The organism is Stenotrophomonas sp. KH_029, from assembly GCF_057839765.1.
The window spans coordinates 146,135-168,998 of sequence record NZ_CM174498.1 but is presented as its reverse complement, the minus strand read 5'-3'; the positions used below and the strand labels follow the sequence as shown (position 1 = coordinate 168,998).

General features: G+C 69.1%; 23 protein-coding genes. 4 read left to right on the top strand and 19 right to left on the bottom strand.

Going from position 1 to position 22,864, the window contains the following annotated elements; genetic code table 11:
- Positions 1-23: 23 nt before the first annotated feature.
- Positions 24-1,319 carry an acetyl-CoA C-acetyltransferase gene (locus AC3ITM_RS00765; protein WP_489267636.1) on the bottom strand — a complete coding sequence of 432 codons (1,296 nt, stop codon included), beginning with the start codon at positions 1,317-1,319 and terminating at the stop codon, positions 24-26.
- A 92-nt stretch (positions 1,320-1,411) separates the two neighbouring features.
- On the opposite strand from AC3ITM_RS00765, the gene AC3ITM_RS00760 reads away from it, so the two are divergent.
- Positions 1,412-2,299, top strand: coding sequence for a hypothetical protein (locus tag AC3ITM_RS00760; protein ID WP_489267634.1), 888 nt, complete (start codon positions 1,412-1,414; stop codon positions 2,297-2,299).
- Between the two features lie 131 nt (positions 2,300-2,430).
- On the opposite strand, the gene AC3ITM_RS00755 is transcribed toward AC3ITM_RS00760, so the two are convergent.
- The 12 genes from AC3ITM_RS00755 to glnA form a co-directional block, all read right to left on the bottom strand.
- Positions 2,431-3,066: a superoxide dismutase family protein gene (locus AC3ITM_RS00755; RefSeq protein WP_489267632.1), complete on the bottom strand. Its 636-nt coding sequence runs from the start codon at positions 3,064-3,066 to the stop codon at positions 2,431-2,433.
- Positions 3,067-3,118: 52 nt separating this feature from the next.
- Positions 3,119-3,685, bottom strand: coding sequence for a superoxide dismutase family protein (locus AC3ITM_RS00750; protein ID WP_489267630.1), 567 nt, complete (start codon positions 3,683-3,685; stop codon positions 3,119-3,121).
- A 92-nt stretch (positions 3,686-3,777) separates the two neighbouring features.
- Positions 3,778-5,226 (bottom strand): nitrogen regulation protein NR(I), encoded by a 1,449-nt coding sequence (ntrC, locus tag AC3ITM_RS00745; RefSeq protein ID WP_489267628.1) that lies wholly within the window; start codon positions 5,224-5,226, stop codon positions 3,778-3,780.
- A complete protein-coding gene (locus tag AC3ITM_RS00740) occupies positions 5,216-6,289 on the bottom strand; it encodes a two-component system sensor histidine kinase NtrB (RefSeq protein ID WP_489267626.1) in 1,074 nt (357 codons plus the stop codon). Before AC3ITM_RS00740 ends, ntrC begins: the two co-directional genes overlap by 11 nt.
- An 83-nt stretch (positions 6,290-6,372) precedes the next feature.
- Positions 6,373-6,846: a hypothetical protein gene (locus AC3ITM_RS00735; protein WP_489267624.1), complete on the bottom strand. Its 474-nt coding sequence runs from the start codon at positions 6,844-6,846 to the stop codon at positions 6,373-6,375.
- Positions 6,847-6,860: 14 nt separating this feature from the next.
- Positions 6,861-7,211: a VOC family protein gene (locus tag AC3ITM_RS00730; protein WP_489267623.1), complete on the bottom strand. Its 351-nt coding sequence runs from the start codon at positions 7,209-7,211 to the stop codon at positions 6,861-6,863.
- 22 nt (positions 7,212-7,233) lie between these two features.
- Positions 7,234-7,533: an immunity 53 family protein gene (locus AC3ITM_RS00725; protein WP_489267621.1), complete on the bottom strand. Its 300-nt coding sequence runs from the start codon at positions 7,531-7,533 to the stop codon at positions 7,234-7,236.
- A gap of 5 nt (positions 7,534-7,538) precedes the next feature.
- The gene (mltA, locus tag AC3ITM_RS00720) at positions 7,539-8,705 is read right to left on the bottom strand and encodes a murein transglycosylase A (protein WP_489267619.1); all 1,167 of its coding nucleotides are present in this window, start codon (positions 8,703-8,705) and stop codon (positions 7,539-7,541) included.
- A 164-nt stretch (positions 8,706-8,869) separates the two neighbouring features.
- Positions 8,870-9,607 carry an N-acetylmuramoyl-L-alanine amidase gene (locus AC3ITM_RS00715; protein ID WP_489267617.1) on the bottom strand — a complete coding sequence of 246 codons (738 nt, stop codon included), beginning with the start codon at positions 9,605-9,607 and terminating at the stop codon, positions 8,870-8,872.
- Between the two features lie 153 nt (positions 9,608-9,760).
- On the bottom strand, positions 9,761-11,185 hold the full coding sequence (locus AC3ITM_RS00710) for an ammonium transporter (RefSeq protein WP_489267615.1): 1,425 nt from the start codon (positions 11,183-11,185) through the stop codon (positions 9,761-9,763).
- 18 nt (positions 11,186-11,203) lie between these two features.
- Positions 11,204-11,542, bottom strand: a complete 339-nt coding sequence (locus tag AC3ITM_RS00705; protein WP_026070924.1) for a P-II family nitrogen regulator — start codon at positions 11,540-11,542, stop codon at positions 11,204-11,206.
- 303 nt (positions 11,543-11,845) lie between these two features.
- On the bottom strand, positions 11,846-13,255 hold the full coding sequence (gene glnA / locus AC3ITM_RS00700) for a type I glutamate--ammonia ligase (RefSeq protein WP_489267612.1): 1,410 nt from the start codon (positions 13,253-13,255) through the stop codon (positions 11,846-11,848).
- Positions 13,256-13,478: 223 nt separating this feature from the next.
- On the opposite strand from glnA, the gene AC3ITM_RS00695 reads away from it, so the two are divergent.
- The 3 genes from AC3ITM_RS00695 to AC3ITM_RS00685 all read left to right on the top strand — a co-directional run bounded on the left by AC3ITM_RS00695 (position 13,479) and on the right by AC3ITM_RS00685 (position 16,050).
- Positions 13,479-14,273 (top strand): undecaprenyl-diphosphate phosphatase, encoded by a 795-nt coding sequence (locus tag AC3ITM_RS00695; protein ID WP_489267610.1) that lies wholly within the window; start codon positions 13,479-13,481, stop codon positions 14,271-14,273.
- A 71-nt stretch (positions 14,274-14,344) separates the two neighbouring features.
- On the top strand, positions 14,345-15,187 hold the full coding sequence (locus AC3ITM_RS00690; RefSeq protein ID WP_489267608.1) for an META domain-containing protein: 843 nt from the start codon (positions 14,345-14,347) through the stop codon (positions 15,185-15,187).
- Between the two features lie 101 nt (positions 15,188-15,288).
- Positions 15,289-16,050, top strand: coding sequence for an META domain-containing protein (locus AC3ITM_RS00685; RefSeq protein ID WP_489267606.1), 762 nt, complete (start codon positions 15,289-15,291; stop codon positions 16,048-16,050).
- A 117-nt stretch (positions 16,051-16,167) separates the two neighbouring features.
- On the opposite strand, the gene AC3ITM_RS00680 is transcribed toward AC3ITM_RS00685, so the two are convergent.
- From AC3ITM_RS00680 to AC3ITM_RS00655, 6 genes are all read right to left on the bottom strand, one after another.
- Entirely contained in the window at positions 16,168-16,779 is a 612-nt protein-coding gene (locus AC3ITM_RS00680) for a YbhB/YbcL family Raf kinase inhibitor-like protein (RefSeq protein WP_489267604.1), read from the bottom strand.
- A gap of 10 nt (positions 16,780-16,789) precedes the next feature.
- Complete coding sequence (locus tag AC3ITM_RS00675; protein WP_489267602.1) at positions 16,790-18,859, bottom strand: tetratricopeptide repeat protein; 2,070 nt, start codon at positions 18,857-18,859, stop codon at positions 16,790-16,792.
- Between the two features lie 146 nt (positions 18,860-19,005).
- Positions 19,006-19,995, bottom strand: coding sequence for a YheT family hydrolase (locus AC3ITM_RS00670; protein ID WP_489270149.1), 990 nt, complete (start codon positions 19,993-19,995; stop codon positions 19,006-19,008).
- 57 nt (positions 19,996-20,052) lie between these two features.
- Entirely contained in the window at positions 20,053-20,844 is a 792-nt protein-coding gene (locus tag AC3ITM_RS00665) for a lysophospholipid acyltransferase family protein (protein ID WP_489267600.1), read from the bottom strand.
- 190 nt (positions 20,845-21,034) lie between these two features.
- Complete coding sequence (locus tag AC3ITM_RS00660; protein ID WP_489267598.1) at positions 21,035-21,874, bottom strand: MBL fold metallo-hydrolase; 840 nt, start codon at positions 21,872-21,874, stop codon at positions 21,035-21,037.
- A complete protein-coding gene (locus tag AC3ITM_RS00655) occupies positions 21,871-22,863 on the bottom strand; it encodes an NAD-dependent epimerase/dehydratase family protein (RefSeq protein WP_489267596.1) in 993 nt (330 codons plus the stop codon). The genes AC3ITM_RS00660 and AC3ITM_RS00655 overlap by 4 nt, the downstream gene beginning before the upstream one ends.
- Position 22,864: the final 1 nt, after the last annotated feature.

The following is a 22,864-nucleotide window of genomic DNA, read 5'->3' as shown; positions in this document are numbered from 1 at the left end:
CTTTTCGTTGCATCGCACCGCAATCAGCGTTCGACGATGGCCACCACGCCCATGCCGCCGGCGGTGCAGATCGAGACCAGCGCGCGGCCGCCGCCGCGTTCGGCCAGCTGCTTGGCGGCGGTGGCGATCACCCGCGCACCGGTGGCGGCAAACGGGTGGCCGGCGGCCAGCGACGAACCCAGCGGGTTGATTTTGGCCGGGTCGATCCTGCCCAGCGGCGCATCCAGGCCCAGCCGGTTGCGGCAGTAGTCTTCGCTTTCCCACGCGCGCAGCGTGCACAGCACCTGCGCGGCGAAGGCTTCGTGGATTTCGTAGATGTCGAAATCCTGCAGGGTCAGGCCATTGCGCTTGAGCATTTCCGGCACCGCGATGGTGGGGGCCATCAGCAGGCCTTCGCCATGCACGAAATCGACCGCGGCCACCTGCGAGTCGCGCAGGTAGGCCAGCGGCGCATGGCCGTGCGCACGCGCCCACTCCTCGCTGGCCAGCAGCACCGCCGAGGCGCCGTCGGTGAGCGGGGTGGAGTTGGCGGCGGTCAGCGTGCCGCGGCCGGAGACCTTGTCGAAGGCCGGCTTGAGCGTGGCCAGTTTCTCCAGCGAGGTGTCCGCGCGCAGGATGTTGTCGCGTTCCACGCCACGGAACGGAGCGATCAGGTCGGTGAAGAAGCCGCGCTCATAGGCGGCGGCCAGCTTCTTGTGCGACGACACCGCCCATTCGTCCTGCGAATCGCGCGAGATGTTCCATTCCTTGGCCATGTCCTCGCAGTGGTCGCCCATGCTCTTGCCGGTGCGCGGTTCGGCCACGCCGGGGAACTCGGGCTTGAGTTCGCTGAGCTTGAAGCCGCGGGTCAGCGCCTTGAGCTTGTCGCCGGTGGTCTTGGCCCGGTTGGCCGCCAGCAGGCGCGCGCGCAGCTTCTTGCCGTACACGATCGGCACATCGGAGGTGGTGTCCGACCCGCCGCCGATGCCCGATTCGATCTGGCCCAGCGCGATCTTGTTGGCCACCGCGATGATGGTATCCAGCGAGGTGCCGCAGGCGCGCTGCATGGTGATGCCCGGGGTCAGCGCGGACAGCCCGGAGGACAGCGTGGCTTCGCGGCCCAGGTTCCAGTCGCTGGAATGCTTGATCACCGCGCCCATCGCCACTTCGCCCAGCTGCTGGCCGTGCAGGCCGAAGCGTTCGACCAGCGCACCGAGGGTGCGCACCGACATGCCGAGGTTGCCGACGTCCGAATAGGCGGTGTTCTGCCGGCAGAACGGGATGCGGACGCCACCGAGGATGGCGACGGGACGGGCGTTGGGCATGGAGATACCTGGCATGGAAGGGGTGTCTGCAACATGGCCTGCACGAAGGAGCAGGCATAATGGCGGCAAGTGTAGCTGCCGCCCTGTGATGGGCCAACCGTGAAACCATGAGCAAACCCGACCACGGCATGAACGCCCTTGGTGTATTGGCATTGGAACTGGCCGGCGGCGACGCCCCGCGCCACGCCGCCCTGTCCAGCGAACAGGCCGGTGAGCTGGCCGAACGCGTCGGCCGCGACCTGGCCAAGCTGGTCCCGGGGGTCAGCGGACTGGACTTCGTGTTCGCCGCGGCCCATTTCGACCCCGCCGAAGTCCTGCGCCCGGGCTGGCCGATCCACCGGCGCCTGGAAGAACTGCAGATGCGCGCGCCCGGCCGCAGCCAGGGCCCGCGCCTGCTGGCATTCGGCGCCGGGGCCGACGGCGATGTGCCGCTGCCGTTCCAGGCCGATGCTGGGCTGACCGGCGGTGGCCTGCGGGTGGTGCCGTTCCTGCTGACCGGCACCGACGTGGCGCAGACCCAGGCGGTGGCCGAGGCGCTGGAAGAGGTGCTGCTGGCCCAGGGCATGGCCCAGGCCGATACCGCGTTGCAGGCGCAGAACGCGTTTGGCGCGCAGATCGAACACGCGCGCTACTTCACCCTGAACGACCTGGCCGCGATGATGTCGATGCAGTACGACAACCAGGGCCTGGCCGTGCTGTGGCCGCTGATCGAAACCGCCCTGATGGCGCCGCAGGCCGAACAATGGCTGGATGCGGCACCGGAACCGCTGCTTCGATACGCTGACAGCGAAGTGCGTATGGCGCTGTTCGATCCGGCCGGCTGGTGCGCGTTCTACAACCACGGCAGCGGCGACTGCGACCGCCTGCAGGGCATCTACGAGCAGTACCTGATGCGCCAGCGGCAGATGGCCGCGGTGCTGGAAGCCCATGGCCTGCCGGTGCTGTTCGTGCATTGCGAGGCCGGGCAGGATGCGCGCGAGCTGCTGACCCGGTAACGGTAGTGCCGGCCGCTGGCCGGCTCCCCGGGACATCGATATGGCCCATTGCAGCCACGCATGGCGTGGCTCCACCAACGCTCAAAAAAACGCCGGCATTCGCCGGCGTTTTTCGTCCTGCATCGCGTCGGTTACGGGGCGGCCTTGATCACCGCGCACGCCAGGCGTGCGCCGGCGTTGCCGGTCGGCTGGGTCTTGTAGTCGTCCGCGTCGGCGTGGACGATCAGGCCGCGGCCGATGATGTCGAAGTCATCGCCCTTGCCGATGTTGACGTTGGTGGACACATCGGCATCGACCACCGCATTGCCCTGGGCGTCGGCCTTGAGGTTGGGAATATCGCCACCGTGGTGCGGGGTGGTCGCCACGTTGCCATGGTCTTCCTTGGACGGATTGAAGTGGCCGCCGGCGCTGGCGCCGTCCGGCGCGCTGCAGTCGCCCTTCTCGTGGATGTGGAAGCCGTGTTCGCTGTTGGGCTTCAGGCCGCTGACCTGGCCGTTCACATGGACCTTGCCGTCGACCAGGCTGAAGGTGACGTTGCCCTTGACCGCATTGCCCTGGGTGGCGGCCAGTTCGGCCACCGCGCTGGTGTTGGCGTGGGCATCGCTGCTCATCATCGCCGGCGGCGCATCGGCGGCCGGGGCGGTGTCGGCAACCGGCGCGGTATCGGCGGCCGGGGTGGCCGGCGCGGTGGTGTCGGCCGGCTTGTTGCAGGCACTCAGGCCAAGCGCGGCCATGGCGGCAAACAATGTGGTGTGGATCAGACGCATGTGGATCTCCTTGCGGTAGCGGTGGAAGTAGCGGCGTCGGCGTGGCACGCGCTCAGCGCGTGACCCGGATGACGCCGCAGGCGATACGGGCGCCGGCGTTGCCGGCCGGTTGGCTGCGGTAATCGTCGGCGTTGGCATGCACCACCAGGGCACGCCCGGCGATATCGGTGGCTGCGCCGCCGCCCAGGGTAACCCCTGGCAGCCGCACATCGACATTGACCCGGCCCTGCGCATCGGCACGCAGGTTGTCCATGTCGCCGGCATGGTGCGCGCCGGCGCTGGTGCGGCCATGCGGCTGCGCGCCGGGATTGAAGTGCGCACCGGCGCTGCTGGCATCCACCGCGCCGCAGTCGCCGCGCTCATGCACGTGGAAGGCGGCGGTCTGCAGCGGCTGCAGGCCACCGATCATTCCGGTGATATGCACCCCGCGCGCATCGGGCACCAACGCCAGGCGGCCGCTGACGATACTGGCCGAGGCCGAGGCCAGATTGGCTTCGGCCAGCTTGGCGGTACTCACCAGGGCGACCACCGGGGTAGCCGGCCGCGGCGGCGGCGTGGTGCCGCAGGCCGCCAGGGCAAGTGCGGCGGTGGCGGCCAGGACGATATGGGAACTGCGCATGCAAAACTCCTTGGTTGCAAACTAGCGGTGCGGCCGTCCACAGGCCATGAAAACGGCGCGGACAAGGCACACACGCGGTGTGGACGCGCGCTTCATCCGCCGCGACGGCGCCCGGCGCCGAGCTTGCGGGTCAATGTGTTGCGGCCCATGCCCAGCCGTGCGGCGGCTTCGGCGCGGCGGCCGTGGGTGATCTGCAGCGCCGCTTCGAGCAGGGCCTGGTCGACCCGGTCGCGCACCTGCGCATGCAGGCCTTCGGCCCCTTCGGCCAGGCGCTGCCTGGCCCAGGCCGACAGCAGGGTTTCCCATTGGCCCGGGTCGCCGGCCGCGCGCGTGCGCGGGCCACCGCCACGGTGCAGCGCGCCGTCGACATCGGCCACGCCGATGGTGTCCGACGCGGCCAGCGCGGCGATGCGCCAGCACACGTTTTCCAGTTCGCGTACATTGCCCGGCCAGTCGTGTTCGCGCAGCGCCTGCAGGGCCGCCGCGGTCGGCCGCTTGGGCGGCGTATCCAGCTTGCGCGCCGCAGCGGCCAGGAAGGTCTCGGCCAGCTGGGCGATATCGTCGCGGCGTTCGCGCAGCGGCGGCAGGCGCAGCCGCACCACGTCCAGCCGGTGCAGCAGATCGGCACGGAAGCGGCCTTGCGCCACCAGCGACTCCAGGTCCTGGTGGGTGGCGGCGATCACCCGCACATCGACCCGGATCAGCTCGCGCCCACCGACCCGGAAGAATTCGCCTTCGGCCAGCACGCGCAGCAGGCGGGTCTGCAGCGGCAACGGCATGTCGCCGATTTCATCGAGGAACAAGGTACCGCCATGGGCCTGCTCGAAGCGGCCGACGTGGCGGCGCTGGGCGCCGGTGAACGCGCCTGCCTCATGGCCGAACAACTCGCTTTCCAGCAATTCGGACGGAATGGCGGCCGTGTTGAGCGCCACGAACGGGCCCTGCACGCGCGGCGATTCATGGTGCAGCGCATGCGCCACCAGTTCCTTGCCGGTACCGGTTTCGCCATTGATCAGCACCGACAGCGGCGCCTGCGCCAGCCGCCCGATGGCGCGGAACAACGCGCGCATCGCCGGGGTGTCGCCCACCAGCTGCGGGCGCTGGTCCAGGCTGGGTTCGGCGGCCACCGGGGCCGGTGCGCCGGCCAGCGCATCGGCGGCGGGCAGTACCCGCTGCGCCAGGGCCACCGCATCGTCCAGGTCGAACGGCTTGGACAGGAATTCCTGCGCACCGCCGCGGAACGCCCCGGCGGTGCTGGCCACGTCGGTGTAGGCCGACATCACGATCACCGGCAACTGCGGGTGCGCGGCCTTGAGCTTGTCCAGCAGCACCAGGCCATCGTCGCCGGGCATGCGTACATCGGTGAACAGCAGGTCCGGCGGCGCCTGTTCGGCCAGCATCGCCAGTGCCGCCGCTGCCCCGTCGAAACCCTCCACGCGGTAGCCGGCATCGCGCAGCGCGGTGCACAGCACAAAGCGCACCGCACGGTCGTCATCGACCACCCAGACGCGCTGGGCGCCGCGTTCGCTGTCATCGTGCATGGGCGGTCTCCTCGGCAGGCGTGCCGTGGCCGATCGGCACCAGCACCGTGAACACGGTATGCCCCGGGCGCGAACGGTAGGTGAGCGTGCCACGGTGTTCGCGCGCCACCTGCTGGGCCAGCGCCAGGCCCAGCCCGGTGCCTTCGGCGCGGCCGCTGACCAGCGGCAGGAACAGGTGCTCGGCCAGTTCCTCGGGCACGCCGCGGCCGTCGTCGGCGATTTCCAGGCGCAGCGCCAGCGGATGCAGCGCATCGCCGATGCGCACGCCGTGCTCCACCCGGGTGCGCAGGGTGACCATGCCGGCGCCGGCCTGGATCGCATTGCGCACCAGGTTCCACACCGCCTGGGTAAGCCGGTCGGCATCGCCATCGAATTCGGGAATGCTGGGATCGTAATCGCGCTGCAGCCGCACCGCCCAGCCGCCTTCGCTCTCGGCCAGGCGCAGCACGCGCTCCAGCGAGGCGTGGATGTTCAGCGGCGCGTGCGGGGCGGCCGGCGCCGGCGACAGCAGTTGTTCGAGCAGGCCGTTGAGGCGTTCGATCTCCGAGCCGATCAGTTCGATCAGCTCATGTTCGTCCGGATCGCGCGCCTCCGGCCCGCGCTGCGCGCTGCGCCGGGCCAGCAGCTGGGCCGCGCCCTTGAGCCCGGCCAGCGGATTGCGCAGCTCATGGGCCAAGCCCTTGAGCGCGGCACTGAGCGCGCTGGGCAGGGCCTGAGTCGGGTCCAGTCCGGGGAATTCATCGACCGGATGCGCCTCCAGCAGCCAACCGCCGTCGTCCCAGCGGCTCAGCCAGCCCTCGGCGAAGCGCGGCGCATCGCCCGGCAGGGCCAGCGCCAGCCGGTGCAGGCGCAGGGTGTCGCGCTCATCGCGGGCCAGGAAGTGGGCCAACGCGTCGCCCTGTGCCTCCAGCGAGGCCAGCGGCTGGCCCAGCAGGCGGCGCACGCTCACGCCCAACCAGCGGGCGAAAGCGGGATTGCAGCCCACCACACGGCCGCTGGCGTCGGCCCAAGCGACCGGGGTGCCGAGGGCGTCGAGGGCGGGGGGCAGGAGCGCAGTGGTCATTGCACCAATGTAGTGCAAAACGGGGGTGGGTTGAGCGTGGGAACACGGTGAACGGAGGCCATCGCCGAAAGACTCGGGTCCGATCAAACGGTGCTGGAGTGCTGCTTCAGCGCGTCCACCAGTGCCGCATCCATCCCGGCAACTGTTCCGTAGATCCCATTGGCCAAGAGCACCAACTCGTCATCGAGGCCATCGAACGCGTAGTAGACGTCCTCCGGGAGCTGAGTGGCACGCGCCACCTGCATGGCAGAGCGGGTCGTGTCCAGCGCCGAGCGTTGACCGGACTGGAACTGCGCCAGTAACTCCTCCAGAAGCCAGCGGCCGGCGGCTTGCCAATCCGCATGGGCCGTGACGGCCTGCAGTGCTTCCAGAGCTGCATTGCGGTCACGCGCGGTGGCGATCTCGATGATCTCGATGGCCGGCGTATCGCGCGCTTCGATCCTGGCGTACGCCCACTCCCTGCTGGCGTCCTCTCGCAGCACGCCCACCGCCAGTCCGACCCAGAAAAAAGCGCAGGCCGTTGCGTCGTCTGCGATATCCAGGGATGTTGTGTGCATGGTGACCTCTGTACCTAAACGTGCTGCAGGATGTTAACCATCCGCCCCAAGGGATCGCGGACATAGAACCGCCGCACGCCCCATGGTTCGCTGGCTGGGCCATACGCGATCGGTAAGTTGGCCGCCTGCACCCGTCGGAGCGCCTCGTCCAGATCGTCGACCTCGATGGAGAGATGGGGCACCTCGGTGCCGGACCCACCTTCGGCCGCGACACTCACCTGGACGTTCATTTCGGCTGACCCGGCGTACGTACGGATCCAGCCGTGATCCATGACCAGCTCCAGGCCAAGAATGTCCAGGTAGAAGCTGTCCGCGGAGGCAGGATCGGGCGCGGCGATGTTGGCGATGATGCATTTGACTTTCATGAGTCCTCCCGGCAATCGATCGCTATTGCCGACCTTCAGCCCAGTTGAGAAATATGCCCAACAACTCGGTCAAGTTCCCGGCGCCACCGCACGCTACAAACTGCGACTGCTCAAGCTTGCAGTTGATCCAATCCTCATCGTCTTCCGAGTGTCCACGGCTGACCGGTGCAAAAGGTCTGTGCTCAAGCTCGGTCTCGATGAGATCGATGCTGACGTGCCAGCCGGGGTTATCAAGGGTCTCGATAGTGATCCCAAACGTATGCTCCCAGTCCTCGTTGCACTGCATTCGATACCACTGCTGGAGTCGCTGAAGTTCATCCATCGGTGTCACTCACTCTTGTCGGGCGCCTTCGGCAATGCCACGCCCTTGGGCCACAGCATCCAGATGTTGCCCTTCTGCTTCATGTCCCCGGCCAGCTTGCCGGCGGCATCGCCGGTGCCCCAGAACAGGTCGGCGCGCACTTCGCCGGCGATGGCGCCACCGGTATCCTGCGCGGCCACCGGGCGCACCACCGCAGTGCCGTCCGGGCGCGTGGTGGACAGCCACAGCAGGCTGCCCAGCGGCACCACGGTGCGGTCCACCGCGACGCTGTAGCCGGCGGTGAGCGGCACGTTCAACGACCCGCGGGGGCCTTCGTCGCCGTCCGGGCCCTTGGCGAAGAACACGTAGCTGGGGTTGCTGGCCAGCAGCTCGGGGATGCGCGCCGGATGCGCGTTGGCCCAGGCGCGGATGGCGTCCATGGTGACGTCTTCCTTCTTCAATTCGCCCTGCGCCACCAACCAGCGCCCGATCGGGCGGTAGGGGTGGCCGTTCTGGTCGGCATAGGCGATGCGCAGGTGGCGGCCATCGGCCAGCGCGATGCGGCCCGAGCCCTGGATCTGCAGGAACTGCAGGTCCATCGGGTGGGTCAGCCAGGCCAGCACGGGCGCTTTGACGCCGCGGGCGGCAATGGTGGCGGCATCGTCGTAGGGCCTGAGCACGCGGCCGTCGACACGGCCCCGCAGGCGCTTGCCCTTGAGTTCGGGATAGAGGCTGTCCAGCTGCACGCTGACCATGTCGCCGGGCACGCCGTACACCGGCACGGTTGCCGTGGCGGTGCGGGTCAGGCTGCCGGGGTAGATGGGTTCGTAGTAGCCGGTGATCAGGCCGTCGGCGCGGTTGCCGGCCGCGCGCAGTGCGTAGACGTCGAGGCTGTTCTGCAGGAACTGCCGGATCGCATTGGGTGTGGCGGCGACATTGGCCGCGGCACTGCAGGTGGGCGCCCAGTTGGCGTCGGTCTTCAGGCGCGGGCAGGCGCTGCGCCAGGCGGCGAAGCCGGCCTGCAGGTCGGCGTCAGTGACGGCCGGGAGAGCCTTCCAGTCGGCTTTGAGGTAAGGGTTGACCGGCGCCGCGCTAGGGCGCTTGGGGGCGACGGCGCAGCCGCTCAGCAGGGCCAGCCCGAGCAGGAGCAGCGCGTGAGATGGGCGGGCGGCGGTGGGACGCGTGACCTTCATGGGCAATGTTCTGGTGGCGGCTGCAATGCTTGATTGTAGGGCCGGCGGCGTAACGTCGACTGTCAGCCCTCTGCAGGCATGCCGCGTGATGCTCCACGGCGAATGCCGCCAAGCAACGCCGCCGAGCATGGCTCGGCTCTACCGGGTCATGGGGCTTGCGCCGCTTACCTGGCCTGCTGCAGCAACGAATGCAGGATGCGCGCGTCTTCGGCGTCCAGCGTGGCCGGCAGGTCGTCGCGGCCGCGGAAGCGGCGGTGGAAGGCGCCGACGGCGGCATCGCGGTCGTCCAAGGGGTAGCCGAAGGCCTGCAGGGCCAGCCACGGGTCGAAGCCGGCCGGCGGGAGGCCGTCGCTGTCGCGCGGCCATACGCCGAACCCGGCCTGGGCCAGTTGCCGCCATGGGAAGAAGCGGCTGGGGTCCTGCTTGCGGGTGGGCGCCAGGTCGGCATGGCCGATGATCTGGCTGCGCGGGATGCCCAGGCGGGTGCAGAGGTCGTCGAGCAGGCGGATCAGCGCGTCGATCTGCGCCGGTGCGAACGGGGTATCGCCGTCGTTGTCGATCTCGATGCCGATCGAGGCCGAGTTGAGATCGGTGATGCGGCCCCAGCGGCCGGGGCCGGCGTGCCAGGCGCGGCGGTCGTCGCCGACCAGCTGGTAGATGTGCCCATCGGCACCGACCAGGTAGTGCGAGCTGACCTTGCCCCCGCTGTTGGCGCTGCGCAGGGTGTCCAGGCTCTGCTGGACGCTGTGCTGGTCGGTGTGGTGCAGCACGATGATCACCGGGCCGCGCGCGTTGTGGTTGGGCGAGGGCACCCAGGTGGCCAGCGGGCTGCGGATCGTGGTGCTGGCGCAGGCGGCGAGCATGAGGACGGCAAACAGCAGGGGCAGGCGGAAGAGGCGCATGCCGGGATTGTGCTTCATCGCGGTGGCTGGCGCGATGGCAGCAAAAAGGCCGGCGGCCCTTTCAAGGCCGCCGACCAAGCGTGTTGCGCTCTCTCTCTCGTTTCTTATCTCTGTCGTTGCCGGGCCACGCCCGGCGCTAGGCAGTTGCGGCGGTCAGGCCTCGTACGCAGATTCGCCGTGCGAGGTAACGTCCAGGCCGGTACGTTCGGCTTCTTCGGTGACCCGCAGGCCGAACACCAGGCGCACCACCAGCAGGATCGCCACGGTGACCACGGCGCACCAGACGATGGTGAAGCCGACACTGACCAGCTGAACCCAGACCTGGTGGCCGATGTCCAGATCGGCCTTGGTGCCACCCAGCGACTGGGCACTGAACACGCCGGTGAGGATGGCACCGACGATGCCACCGATGCCATGCACGCCGAACACGTCGGCGGTGTCGTCCACGCGCAACAGGCGCTTGAGCCCGGTGACGCCCCACACGCAGACCACGCCGGCGACCAGGCCGATCACGATCGCACCGAGCGGGCCGACGGTGCCGCAGGCCGGGGTGATGCCGACCAGGCCGGCGACCGCGCCGGAGGCGGCGCCCAGGGCGGACGGCTTGCCCTTGCTGACCGCTTCGACCAGGGTCCAGCCCAGTACTGCCGCGGCGGTGGCCAACAGGGTGTTGATGAAGGCCAGCGAGGCCACCGTATCGGCAGCGGCGGCCGAGCCGGCGTTGAAGCCGAACCAGCCCACCCACAGCAGCATCGCGCCGATATAGGTGAACGGTACGTTGTGCGGCTTCAGTGCGGTCTGGCCGTAACCGATGCGCTTGCCGACGAAGTACGCCCCGACCAGGCCGGCCACGCCGGCATTGATATGCACCACGGTGCCGCCGGCGAAATCGATCGCGCCGAGCGTGCCGAGGTAGCCACCACCCCAGACGATGTGCGCCATCGGGATGTAGCTCAGGGTGAACCACAGCGCCGAGAACAGCAGCACCGCCTTGAACTTGATGCGCTCGGCGAACGCGCCGACGATCAGCGCGGTGGTGATGCCGGCGAAGGTGGACTGGAAGGCGACGAACAGATAATCGGGCAGGCCGGCGATCGGGGTGTTGCCGACCGAATCGGGCGCAAAGCCCTTGAGGAAGGCGAACTGGGTGAACGAGCCGAAGAAGGCGTTGCCTTCACTGAACACCGCGCTGTAGCCGTAGGCCACCCACAGGATCAGGACCAGCGAGAACACCACCAGGATCTGGCTGAGGATGGACAGCACGTTCTTGGAGCGCACCAGGCCGCCGTAGAACAGGGCCAGGCCGGGTACCACCATCAACAGCACCAGCAGGGTGGAGGTGAGCATCCAGGCCACGTCGCCATGGTCGAAGCTGGGTGCGGCCGCAGCTTCGGCGACCGGTGCAGCCGCCGTTGCCGGCAGCGGTTCGACCGCGACCGTTTCCGAGCTTACCGGAGTGACCTGGGCCTGCGCCCGGGCCGTGTTGGAGAACGCACCGACGGCCAGCGCACTGAACAGCATCAACAGGCACACGGCATGGAACCGGGCTTGCCACCCGGTGAACAAAGAGGTCTTCATTGTGGGCTCCGAGTGGGGTTAGAGCGCGTCGGCGCCGATTTCGCCGGTGCGGATGCGGACGACCTGCTCGACCGCGGTGACGAAGATCTTGCCGTCGCCGATCTTGCCGGTGCCGGCCGCGTTCTGGATCGCTTCGACCACCGCGTCCAGGCGGTCGTCGGTGACCACGGTTTCGATCTTGATCTTGGGCAGGAAATCCACGACGTACTCCGCGCCGCGATACAACTCGGTATGGCCCTTCTGGCGGCCGAAGCCTTTCACTTCGGTCACGGTGATGCCCGATACGCCCGCATCGGAGAGGGCCTCGCGGACCTCGTCGAGCTTGAACGGCCGGATGATGGCGGAGATCAATTTCATGCGCATGTCCCGATGGTGGATGGAACCGGCTCGTGCGTGCTGGCCGGTGTCAGGTCAGTACGCGGCCACTTGCACATGGCCACGCACTGGTGCGCCGAACGTTGCATGGGCCTCGCCATTACCGTGGCCTTGCGGGCAACGGCAGTGGTGACGCGGGAGGGAGGAAGGGCCCATGGCGCGCGTCCGGTCTCTCTTGCCCCTGGTGTTGCAGGTATTGCCTTGCGCCCTGGCGGCTCCCCAGCCGACAAAGCGGTGACGATGACGAAGGTGGGAGGGGTTGCCTTCGTCATCGTCACCTGTTGCTCAGTTGGCGTAGTACATCTGGTACTCGAGCGGATGGGTGGCGGCACGGAAGCGGGTCACTTCCTGCATCTTCAGCGCGATGTAGCCGTCGATGAAGTCGTCGGTCATCACGCCACCGGCCTTGAGGAACTCGCGGTCCTTGTCCAGCGCTTCCAGCGCCTGGTCCAGCGAGGAGCAGACCTGCGGGATCAGCTTCTCTTCTTCCGGCGGCAGGTCGTACAGGTCCTTGTCGCTCGGCGCGCCCGGGTCGATCTGGTTCTTGATGCCGTCCAGGCCGGCCATCATCAGCACGGTGAAGGTCAGGTAGCCGGACTGGATCGGGTCGGGGAAGCGCATTTCGATGCGGCGCGCCTTGGGGTTGGACACCCACGGAATGCGGCACGAGGCCGAGCGGTTGCGCGCCGAATAGGCCAGCATCACCGGCGCTTCGAAGCCCGGGACCAGGCGCTTGTAGCTGTTGGTGCCGGAGTTGGCGAAGGCGTTGATCGCCTTGGCGTGCTTGAAGATGCCGCCGATGTACCACAGCGCCATCTGGCTCAGGCCGCCGTAGCCGTCGCCGGAGAACAGGTTGACCCCGCCCTTGGACAGCGACTGGTGCACGTGCATGCCGCTGCCGTTGTCGCCGACGATCGGCTTGGGCATGAAGGTGGCGGTCTTGCCGTTGCGGTGGGCGACGTTCTTGATCACGTGCTTCATGCGCAGCAGTTCATCGGCCTTCTGCACCAGGGTGCTGAACTTGGTGCCGATTTCGCACTGGCCGGCGGTGGCCACTTCGTGGTGCTGCACTTCCACTTCGATGCCGACCTGTTCCAGGGTCTTGCACATTTCCGCGCGCAGGTCGTGCAGCGAATCGGTCGGCGGGACCGGGAAGTAGCCGCCCTTGACCGCCGGACGGTAGCCGCTGTTGGCGCCGTCGTACTTGTCGCCGGTGCTCCAGGCCGCCTCTTCCGAATCGATCTTGAAGAAGGTGTGGCCCATGTCGTTGGAGAAGCGGACCGAATCGAAGATGAAGAACTCCGGCTCCGGGCCGAAGAACGCCTGCTCGGCGATGCCGGAGGACTTCAGGTAGGCCTCGGCGCGCTTGGCGATGCCGCGCGGGCAGCGGCCGTAGGGCTGCATGGTGGCCGGGTCGAGGATGTCGCAGCTGATCACCAGGGTCGGGTCGGCGTAGAACGGGTCGACGTAGGCGCTGGCCGGGTCGGGAAGCAGCACCATGTCCGATTCGTTGATGCCCTTCCAGCCGGCGATCGAACTGCCATCGAACATCTTGCCTTCTTCGAACAGGGCCGGCTCGATGATGCTCGCCGGGAAGGTGACGTGCTGTTCGATACCGCGCATGTCGACGAAACGCAGGTCGATGAACTCGATCTGGTTGTCCTTGATCAGCTTCTCAACGTTTTCCACGGACATCGGTGAAACCCTCGGATGGAATGATTGCGTGAGTAGCTAGAGCAATCCCCGTGCCAACTTTCCGGACTTCACAAGTCCTTGATTCCACTGACCGTGCACCCGACTGGATGCTGAACCGCGCGCACCAAAGCGGTGCATCGGCCGCACCATGCACACATTTGGTGCGGCGTTTGATGTTTTATGCTTGACCCGCGTTCACCCTCTGCCGAGCCCCGATCCCCCGATGTCCGACCTGCTCTCCGCCCTCCTGCTGGGCATCCTCGAAGGCCTCACCGAATTCCTCCCGATCTCCAGCACCGGCCACCTGCTGATCGCCCAGCACTGGCTGGGCGCGCGCTCGGACTTCTTCAACATCGTGATCCAGGCCGGCGCGATCCTGGCCATCACCCTGGTGTTCCGGCAGCGGCTGTGGACGCTGGCCACCGGCCTGCACGAGCGCGCCAACCGCGACTACGTGCTCAAGCTGGGCACGGCCTTCCTGGTCACCGCGGTAGTCGGCCTGCCGGTGCGGCTGGCCGGCTGGGAGCTGCCCGAAACGGTCACGCCGGTGGCCTGGGCGCTGATCATCGGCGGTATCTGGATGATCCTGGTGGAGGCCTACAGCGCGCGCCTGCCCGACCGCGACGAGGTGACCTGGAAGGTGGCCATCCTGGTCGGCCTGGCGCAGGTGGTGGCCGGGGTGTTCCCGGGCACCTCGCGCTCGGCGGCGGCGATCTTCATCGCCATGCTGTTCGGCCTGAGCCGGCGCGCGGCGGCCACCGAGTTCGTGTTCCTGGTCGGCATCCCGACCATGTTCGCCGCCAGCGGCTATGCCTTCCTGGAGCTGGCCAAGGACGGCCGGCTGGCCAGCGAGAACTGGACCGATGTGGCCGTGGCCTTCGTTGCCGCGGTCGTCACCGGCTTCGTCGTAGTGAAGTGGCTGCTGGGCTATATCAAGGCGCATAAGTTCACCGCGTTCGCGTTCTACCGGATCGCGCTGGGCGCGGCACTGCTGCTGTGGTTGCCGGCCGGCAACTGAAGCGCGTTGCCGCGCACCAACCCCGTTTGCGCCGCTCAGGCGTTTTTCCCCGGGTTCCCAAGGAGATGTGCATGAACCGCACCCGCAATCTGATGCTGATCCTGCCGCTGGCCCTGCTGGCCGCGTGCAGCAACCCCACCACCAGCACGGCCCCGGCCGGCACCGGCACCGATGAGCTGGCCCCCGCCGCGACCGCCGCAGCCGACCAGAAGGCCGTCGCGCAGCTGGACCTGCTGCGCCTGCAGGGCCACCACTGGCTGCTGGACACGGCCACCGACGCGGCCGGCAAGCGCGTGGACGCGCTGTTCGCCCGCGCCGACAAGCCGGTCACGCTGGACTTCAAGGACGGCCGGCTGTCGGTGGGCAACACCTGCAACCGCATGGGCGGCAGCTACACGCTCGACGCCGGCACGCTGACCGTCTCGCCGATGGCCTCGACCATGATGGCCTGCACCGACAAGGCGCTGATGGCGCTGGACCAGGCCGTGGGCGCGCGCCTGGAAGGCGCGCTCAAGGCCGAACTGGCCGACCAGGGCCCGCTGACCCTGCGCACCGCCACCGGCGATGTGCTGGTGTTCAAGCCCGAGCCGACCGCAGAGACCCGCTACGGCGGCGAAGGCGAAACGGTGTTCATCGAAGTGGCCGCGCAGACCAAGCCGTGCTCGCACCCGCTGATCCCGAACATGCAGTGCCTGCAGACCCGCGAAGTGAAGTACGACGACAAGGGCCTCAAGCAGGGCACGCCGGGCGCGTTCGAAAACTTCTACGGCAGCATCGAGGGCTACACCCACGAAGCAGGCGTGCGCAACGTGGTGCGCGTGAAGCGCTACAAGATCGCCAACCCGCCGGCCGACGCGCCGTCCAGCGCCTACGTGCTGGACATGGTGGTGGAATCGGCGGTGGAGAAGAAATAGCCCGCAGCAGGGCGGCCAATGGCCGCCCTGCTTCGTTCTGGTAGGTACCCGCCGTTGGCGGGTACGCAACCCGCACGGATTCCAACGCCAAGGAGAACGGCATGAAGATTGCGCGCATCCTCGCCCTGCTGCTGGCATGGCTGACCTTTCCCTACCTGGCGCAGGCGCACCAGGCGCCCAGCCAGATGCACCTGGAAGCCCATTTCTGGCACCTGTCGACGGCCACCGATGCCGGCGGCAAACGCATGGAGGCTCTGTTCGTCCCGGGCCGGCGCCCGATCGGCCTGCAGTTCTCGCACGGATACTTCAATCTGTTGAACCTGTGCAATGCCGTCAGCTCACGCTACCGCCTGCTGGGCAACCAGCTCATCATCGGCGATGGGCAGCAGACACTGATCGGCTGCATGGGGGCAGTGGCGGAGCAGGAAGCACTGGCGACCCGGGCGTTGGCCGGCACAGCGACACTGGAGTTGACCGCTGATGGCACGCTGGTCGTGCGCAATGCCAGCGGCGCGGAGCTGGCGTTCACCCCCGAACCCACCCCGGAAACGCGCTATGGCAGCCCGGGCGAGGTGCTATATCTGGAAATCGCATCGCGCACGGTGCCGTGCCCGCAATCTGCGCCGACGGCCACACCCTGCCTGCAGGTCCGGGAGGTGCACTACGACGATCATGGCATCCAACAGGGACTGCCGGGCCCCTACGTGCCGTTCCAGGGCGCCATCGAAGGATTCACCCACCAGCCGGGCATGCGCAGCGTGCTGAGGGTGAAGCGGTTCCGCATTCCCCCCACGCGCGCCGACGCCGCCGCATGGGCCTACGTTTCGCAGGGAGCGATCCGCACCGAAGCGGTTGCAGAGTGAGAGGACGGCTGGGGCCGCCTTCTCATTGACCGGCAGCGCGCGACCACGCGCGATCAGGCGCGACCACCAACGGTGGCCGCCTACCAGGGGGTGCCGGCCGGAGGCCGGCACGCGCGGTCAAGCCAGCGCCGGGTTCAACGTGTAGGTGCCGTGCAATGCCGCTTCGGCCAGCACGTGGCCTTGCATGGCGCGCAGCACATCGGCGGCGGTGAACGGCGTGGGCAGGTCCAGCTGCGCCACGTCCAGGGCGAACACCCGGAAGAAGTAGCGGTGCACGCGTTCGTCGTTGAACGGCGGGTACGGGCCGTCGTAGCCCAGGTACTGGCCGGCCATGTCCGGATTGCCGGCGAACCAGCCGGTGAAGTCGTTCAGGCCCTGGCGCGCGCCGGCCGGGCCGGCCGGTGCGGTCTTGCCCTTTACGCTGAAGCCATCGCTGCAGCTGCCGGCGGCGATGGCCTGCACGTCGGCCGGGATATCGGCCATCGCCCAATGGGTGAAGTCGCCACGCGGCTGGTCGCGCGGCACCGTGCAGTCGCTGCGGCCGACCGTTGCGGCAACGGTCGGCACGTCCGGGTCGATGCACAGCAGGGCGAACGAACGGGTGCCGGCGGGCACCTCGCTCCAGGCCAGCTGCGGGTTGCGGTTGGGGGCGAAGCCGGCGGTATCGCCGGCGGCGAATTCGGCCGGCATCGGCTGGCCGTTGTGGAAGCTGGTACTGGTCAGACGCATGGGGGGGTCCTCACTCTTCCGGATAGCCAAGCCGCGCCGCGACCGGAGCCAGCAGCGCGAACGCCGGACCCATCACCTCGCGGTACTGGCGCCAGTGCCCGGCCGGCATGCGCGCCGGGCCCAGCGAGGGCGCCGGCGGGAAACGCATGCCGAACAGGCGGCCAAGGTGCTCGGCCATCACCGCCGGGTCGTTGCCGATGCCGTCGATGTTCACCAGCGCGTGCGGGTACAGGTCCTGCTCGTGCAGGGTGGCCACCTGCGCCAGCGAGCGCGCCAGCCATTCGGCGGCCTCGTTGACCGAGGTCACCGCGAACGGGGCCGGCGCGCCGTAGGCCAGCCAGTGCAGCAGCATGTCGCGCGGGTCGCGCAGCACCACCAGCAGGCGGCCTTCGGGCAGCTGCGGGCGCAGCGCCCACAACAGCGCGTTGTCCCACCACAGCAGCCAGTCGATCACGTTGGCATCGGCCAGGCCCCGTGCCGGCAGCTGCGCGCGCCATTGCGCCACCAGCTGTTCGGGGCTGAGCGTGCCGTTGGAGAGGTTCTGCAGGGTGTGGTAGCTCTGGAACGCATCGTCGGGCGGGGTGGGGCCGAAACGGTCGCCGCGTAGCACCGTGCTGGCCGCGGCGATCGCGGCGATCACCCGCTCCACGCCCGAACCCGGCGGGCCCCAGACGAACATCGGGCGGGCGGTGCTGTCCTCGCCGATGGCGGCCATCTCCGGCCAGCTCGGCGGCGCCTTGGCCTGCGGCGGCAGCGGCAGGCGCTGCGGGGCCTGGGCAATGTGCAGGTCAACCCAGGTGTGCAGCGCATCGGCGCGCAGGCCGGCCTGGTCCTGGACCGAGCCCAGCCAGGCGCGCAGCTCCGGCTTGGCGGCGTCCTCGGCCTGGTCGTGGATGCCGTGCACATGCGCGACCGCGGCGGCCGGGTCGCGCACCAGCAGGGCCTCCACGATGCGGGTCTCGGCGCTGGCGCGGCCCGGCTCGATGGCGGCGATGCGGCGCGCCACCGCTTCGGCGGCATCGCCTTCCTCGGCCATGTCATGCAGGCGCATGCGCGCTTCCAGCGCGGGCAGGTAGTCCGGCATGGCCAGCAGCCAGCGCTCGACCACGGCCACCGCCTCGGCACTGCCTACGGCTTCGACCGACAGCCGCGCCATCCACAGGTCGTGCACCTGCGGGTGGGTTTCCAGGGCGGCATCGAGGGTATCGCGGGCCTGCTGCTCGCGGCCCAGGCGCTGCCAGGCCATCAGCAGCAGTTGCAGGGTCTGGCGGTCGGCCGGCCACTGCTCCAGCACCGGCAGCAGCTGTTCCAGCGCCTGCAGCGGTTGCCCGGACTGCAGTTCCAGCTCGCCGGCCAGGCGGCGCATGGCCGGGGTATCGCCGTCCGGGCGGGCCAGCACCTGGCGCATCGTCGCCGCGGCGCCTTCGGTATCGCCCTGGCGCAGGGCCAGTTGCACCAGCAGGCCCTGCAGCGAGACCACCGCCGGGCTGAGCTCGAGCACGCGGCGCAATGCCTGTTCGGCGAAGGCCAGCATGTTCTTGCCCAGGTAGGCAAAGCCCAGCGCGTAGAGCACGCGCGGGTCGTCGGGCAGCGCCTGCGCGGCGGCCGACAGCAGCGCCAGCGCCCGATCGCCGTCGCCACGGCGCAGCGCGATCATGCCGTTCAACGCGGCCAGCTCGGGGTGGTCTTCGGCCACGCGGCTGGCGATACGGGTGACCCGCTCGGCCTCGTCGACGTCGTTGCGGGCCAGCGCCATGTGCGCCTGCATCAGGTAGGCCGACAGTTCGTTGGGATTGAGCGCGGCGGTGCGGCCCAGCGCCGAATCGGCGGCCTCGAACTGGCGCAGCGCCAACAGCAGGCCGGCATGCTGCAGGTGCAGGTCGGCATTGTCCGGGGCCAGCACCAGGGCCTGCTGCAGGCTGTCCAGCGCAGCCTCGTACTGGCCCTGCTGCTGCAGCGACAGGGCCAGCCAGCGGTGCGCCTGCGGCTGCTCCGGCTCGGCGCTGGTCCATTGGCGGGCGAGCTGCACCGCATCGTCGGCCGCGTTGCGGCGCAGGGCTTGGAGAATGTTGTCTTGCATGACGGTCCAGCGTGGGATCAAACCCCGATTGTAGGGTTGTGCGGGGCGGGATGCAGGAATCGGCCACGATGGCAGGCCAACCGCAGGGCGGCGCGGGCCCTGCCCTGGTCGAGGCGGGGCGGCGACGGCCGTCGACCCGGACGGGGTCAGCGCAGCGCTTCGATCCGCAGGCGCTGGGCGACCCAGCGTTCGGAGAAGCCGTCGCCACGCCAGTTCTCCAGGAAGCCGCAGTGGCCGCCCCAGGGCGCGATTTCCAGGTGGGCGTGGGCCGGCAGCCGCCAGCCGTCGAAGGTGGCGAACGGGATCACCGGGTCGTCCTTGGCCATCAGGATATCGGCCGGCACCTGCAGCCCGGCCAGGCGGTCGCCGGCGATCGAATAGCCGTCGAAGTAGGCCTGCAGCGAGCCGAAATCGGTGTGGTGCTCGACCAGCCAGGCGGTCAGCGCGCGGATGTCCAGCTTCAGCACGTGGTCATCCCAGTCGCTCAGCTCGGGGAACAGGTCGCGCTTGCGGCGCAGCGAAACCGCCCATTTGCGCCGGAAGTACCAGTCGTACATGGCCGGGCCGTTCTCGATGCTCTCCATGGTGACCGCCGGATCCAGCACCGGGCACACCGAGGCGACCCGGCACAGCGGCACCCCGGCGGCGGGCGCGCACAGCGCCAGGCGCAGCACGAAGTTGCCGCCCAGCGAGTAGCCGGCCGCCACCAGCGGCAGCTGCGGCCAGCGCCGCGCGATATCGCCGGCGGCCTGCACCACTTCGTCGATGCGGTTGGAGTGGAAGATGCCCGGATTGAGGTGGTGGGTATTGCCGTGGTCGCGGAAATTCAGCCGCACCACATCGAAGCCTTCGTCGAGCATGCGCGCGGCGGTCATGCGCATGTAGCTCGATTCGGCGCTGCCTTCCCAGCCATGCAACAGCAACGCCATGCCGATCGGCGCACGGCCCTGGACATGGCTGTGCCAGCCCTGCAGACGCACGCCCTGGCCCCCGTCCAAGATCAGCTCTTCGGTGACCGCGCCGGTGGCGGCCAGCAGGGTCAGCCCGCGCTGCATGCGCATGCGGCTGGAGCTGAGCATCGACTGCAGGTGCGGATTGCGCAGCCAACGCGGCGGCTGGTAGTCGGCAGCGGTCAACATGGGCCGCAGCCTGCTCCGGCCACCGACGCTGGCGCGTGAAGGGACGCCATCGACCTACTCGGCCGTCATGGCCGCCAGGATGCGCGCACGCGAGGTTTCGGCGATGCGGCGACGGCCTTCCAGATCGTGGGTGCCAATGGGTTCGAGGAAGTGCACCTCGGCCCGTCGTGCCGGTTCTCCCAGCAGGCGCAGGAAGTTGGCGAAGAAGCTTTCCCCCGGGCCGAACGCCACGATGGTCTGCGCGTCGCCGCGGCAGCCGTAGCGCAGCGCCACCGGCTGCACCGGCACCTGGGTTTCGACCGCGGCCTGGAAGATGCGTGCATGGAACGGGCCGACCTCGTGGCCGCCGCGGGTGCGGCCTTCGGGGAACACCCCGACCGCCTTGCCCTCGCGCAGCCGCTGCACCATCACCTGCATGACCCCGCCGAGCGACTCGGTGTTGCCACGCTGGTGGAAGATGGTCTGGCCACGCCCGGCCAGCCAGCCCACCACCGGCCAGCTGGCGATCTCGCGCTTGGCCACAAAGCCCATCATGCGCTGGCTGTGCAGCATGTTGATATCGACCCAGCTGACGTGATTGGCAACGAACAGCACCGCGCCCGGCAGCGGCGTGCCGATGCGGTGCAGGCGGAAACCGAAGATCCACATCAGTCCGGCCGACCAGGTATTCACCGCGGCGTGTTCGAACAGACGCTCGCCCACGCGCATGCGTCCCCACGGCGGCAACATGGCGATCAGCAACATCGGCAGGAACAGCAGCAGGTGGACCAGCAGCAGCGGTACGCGGTACAGATAACGGCACACACGCGCCACGCCGCCACGGGAGGCCGGAATGGGGGAAGTCATCCGCGAACGATACCCGAGCGCCGCGGGGTCTGCCAGCGTGAACCGGTCAAATCGATGGCATGGGCGGGCCAGCCGCCGCAAGCGGTCAGGCCGATGCACCGCCCGGGCACAATGCCGCCGCCTTCAATGCGCCGGCGCACTGTGCCGGCCGGTGCAACACAGCATCCATGCACCGGGCCGGACGCGGGCATCACTCCGCCCTGCACCCGCCCGGGCGCCACTCGCGGCAATGCGACGGCACCAGCTGCAGGTCGGGCATGCGCGCATGGATATCGCGCAGATGCGCCAGCGTCTGCCGGTACACCCGCGTGTTGCCGAGCAGGGAGGTGACCAGCGAAGGCGGCGGCACGCCGTCGCGGATCGCCTGGCTCGACCAGACCGCGTCGGCCAGCAGGAACACCGGCCGGCCGTCGCTGCCATGGAACAGCAGGCCGTACTGCCCGATGGCGTGACCGGGCAGGGCGACGGCCAGCAGGCTGCCATCGCCCAGCACGTCACCGCCGCTGCCAAGCGCTTCCATGCCGGCGGGCAACGCGGCCGCCGGCAATTCCTCGATCCAGCGCATCCGGGCCTGCGCCGCGCGCGTCAACGCCGGCAACATGCCCATCCGCAACGCCCCCAGCCGGCTGCGGCCGGCCTGGTCGTCCCAGGCTGCGCGCGAACAGAGCAGCCGGGTATCGGGGAAGTCGACGACCCCGCCGACGTGGTCGCCGTGCAGGTGCGACAGGAAGATCAGCGCGATGTCGCTGGGCTGCAGGCCGCGCTGCCGCAACTGCTGGCGCAGGCTGGCGCCCGCGGGCAGGTGGACCGGCGTGAGCAGCCGGTACAGGCGCTCGGGAAAGCGCGCGGTGGCCGCGAAGAAGGCCTCGGCGTAGCCGGTATCGAACAGGATCGGGCCGTGCCGGGGGTGGTGGAGCAAACCGACCAGGGCCGGGAACTGGCACGGCGACAGGCGCCCGCCACGGCGCACCGCGCGCTCGGGATGGGAGCAATGCCCGACCTCCAGCAGTTCCCACTGCAAGGTGATCATGATGACCGTCCGGCATGCCAGGCCTGGGCGAAGCGGGCCAGCGCCGCGTCGATGGAGAGCGCCGGCGCATAGCCCAGGTCGCGTCGGGCGGCACGGATGTCCAGTGTCTGCGAATAGCCCAGCACGCCTACGCCGTAGCGGGTCAGGCGCGGTTCGGGCCGGCCCGGCCTGCAGTGCGCGGCCAGTTCGGCGGCACCGGCCAGGGCGACTGCCAAGGCGCGCGGCACCGGAACCAGGCGGACCTGCATCTGCAACTGCTCAAACAGCGACTGGACCAGCGCACGTACCTGCACCGGCGTGCCGTTGCTGATGTTGTAGGCCCGCCCCCGACTGGCCGGGCCGGCCTGCAATGCCTGGCCGATGGCGTGCACCACACTTTCCACCGGGGTGATGTCGATACGCGCGCGGCCGGCGTGGATCAACGGGAACCGACCGGACCCGGCAACGGCCAGCAGCCGCGGCAGGATCGCCTGGTCGCCGTCGCCGAACACCGCGCGCGGACGCAGGATCACCGTGTGCAGGCGTCCGCCATCTGCGCCGCGCACCAACTGTTCGGACTGCCATTTGCTGCGTGCGTAGGCGGTTATCCAGCGCCGCGGCGACTGGAAGCTTTCGTCCAGGTCGTATTGGTCGGCAAAACGGAAATAGATGCTCGGCGAGCCCAGGTGCACGAAACGCGCCGCGCCGGTCCGCGCGGCCGCCGCCAGCAGGCGCGCGGTGGCCTCCACGTTGGCCAGCGCGAATGCCTCCGCCCTGCCCCACGGGCTGGACAGCGCCGCGCAATGGACTACCGCCGTGCAACCGTCGACCAGCGCATCCAGCGGATCGGTGGCCAGATCCGCGCGCACGGTCTGCGCATACCGGCCCAGCACCGCCAGCCGGCCGGCATCGCGGCCGGTGGCGCGCACCGCATACCCGTCGCGGGACAGCTGCATGACCACGTGCCGGCCGATGAACCCGGACGCGCCGGTGACAAGGACGCGGGCCATG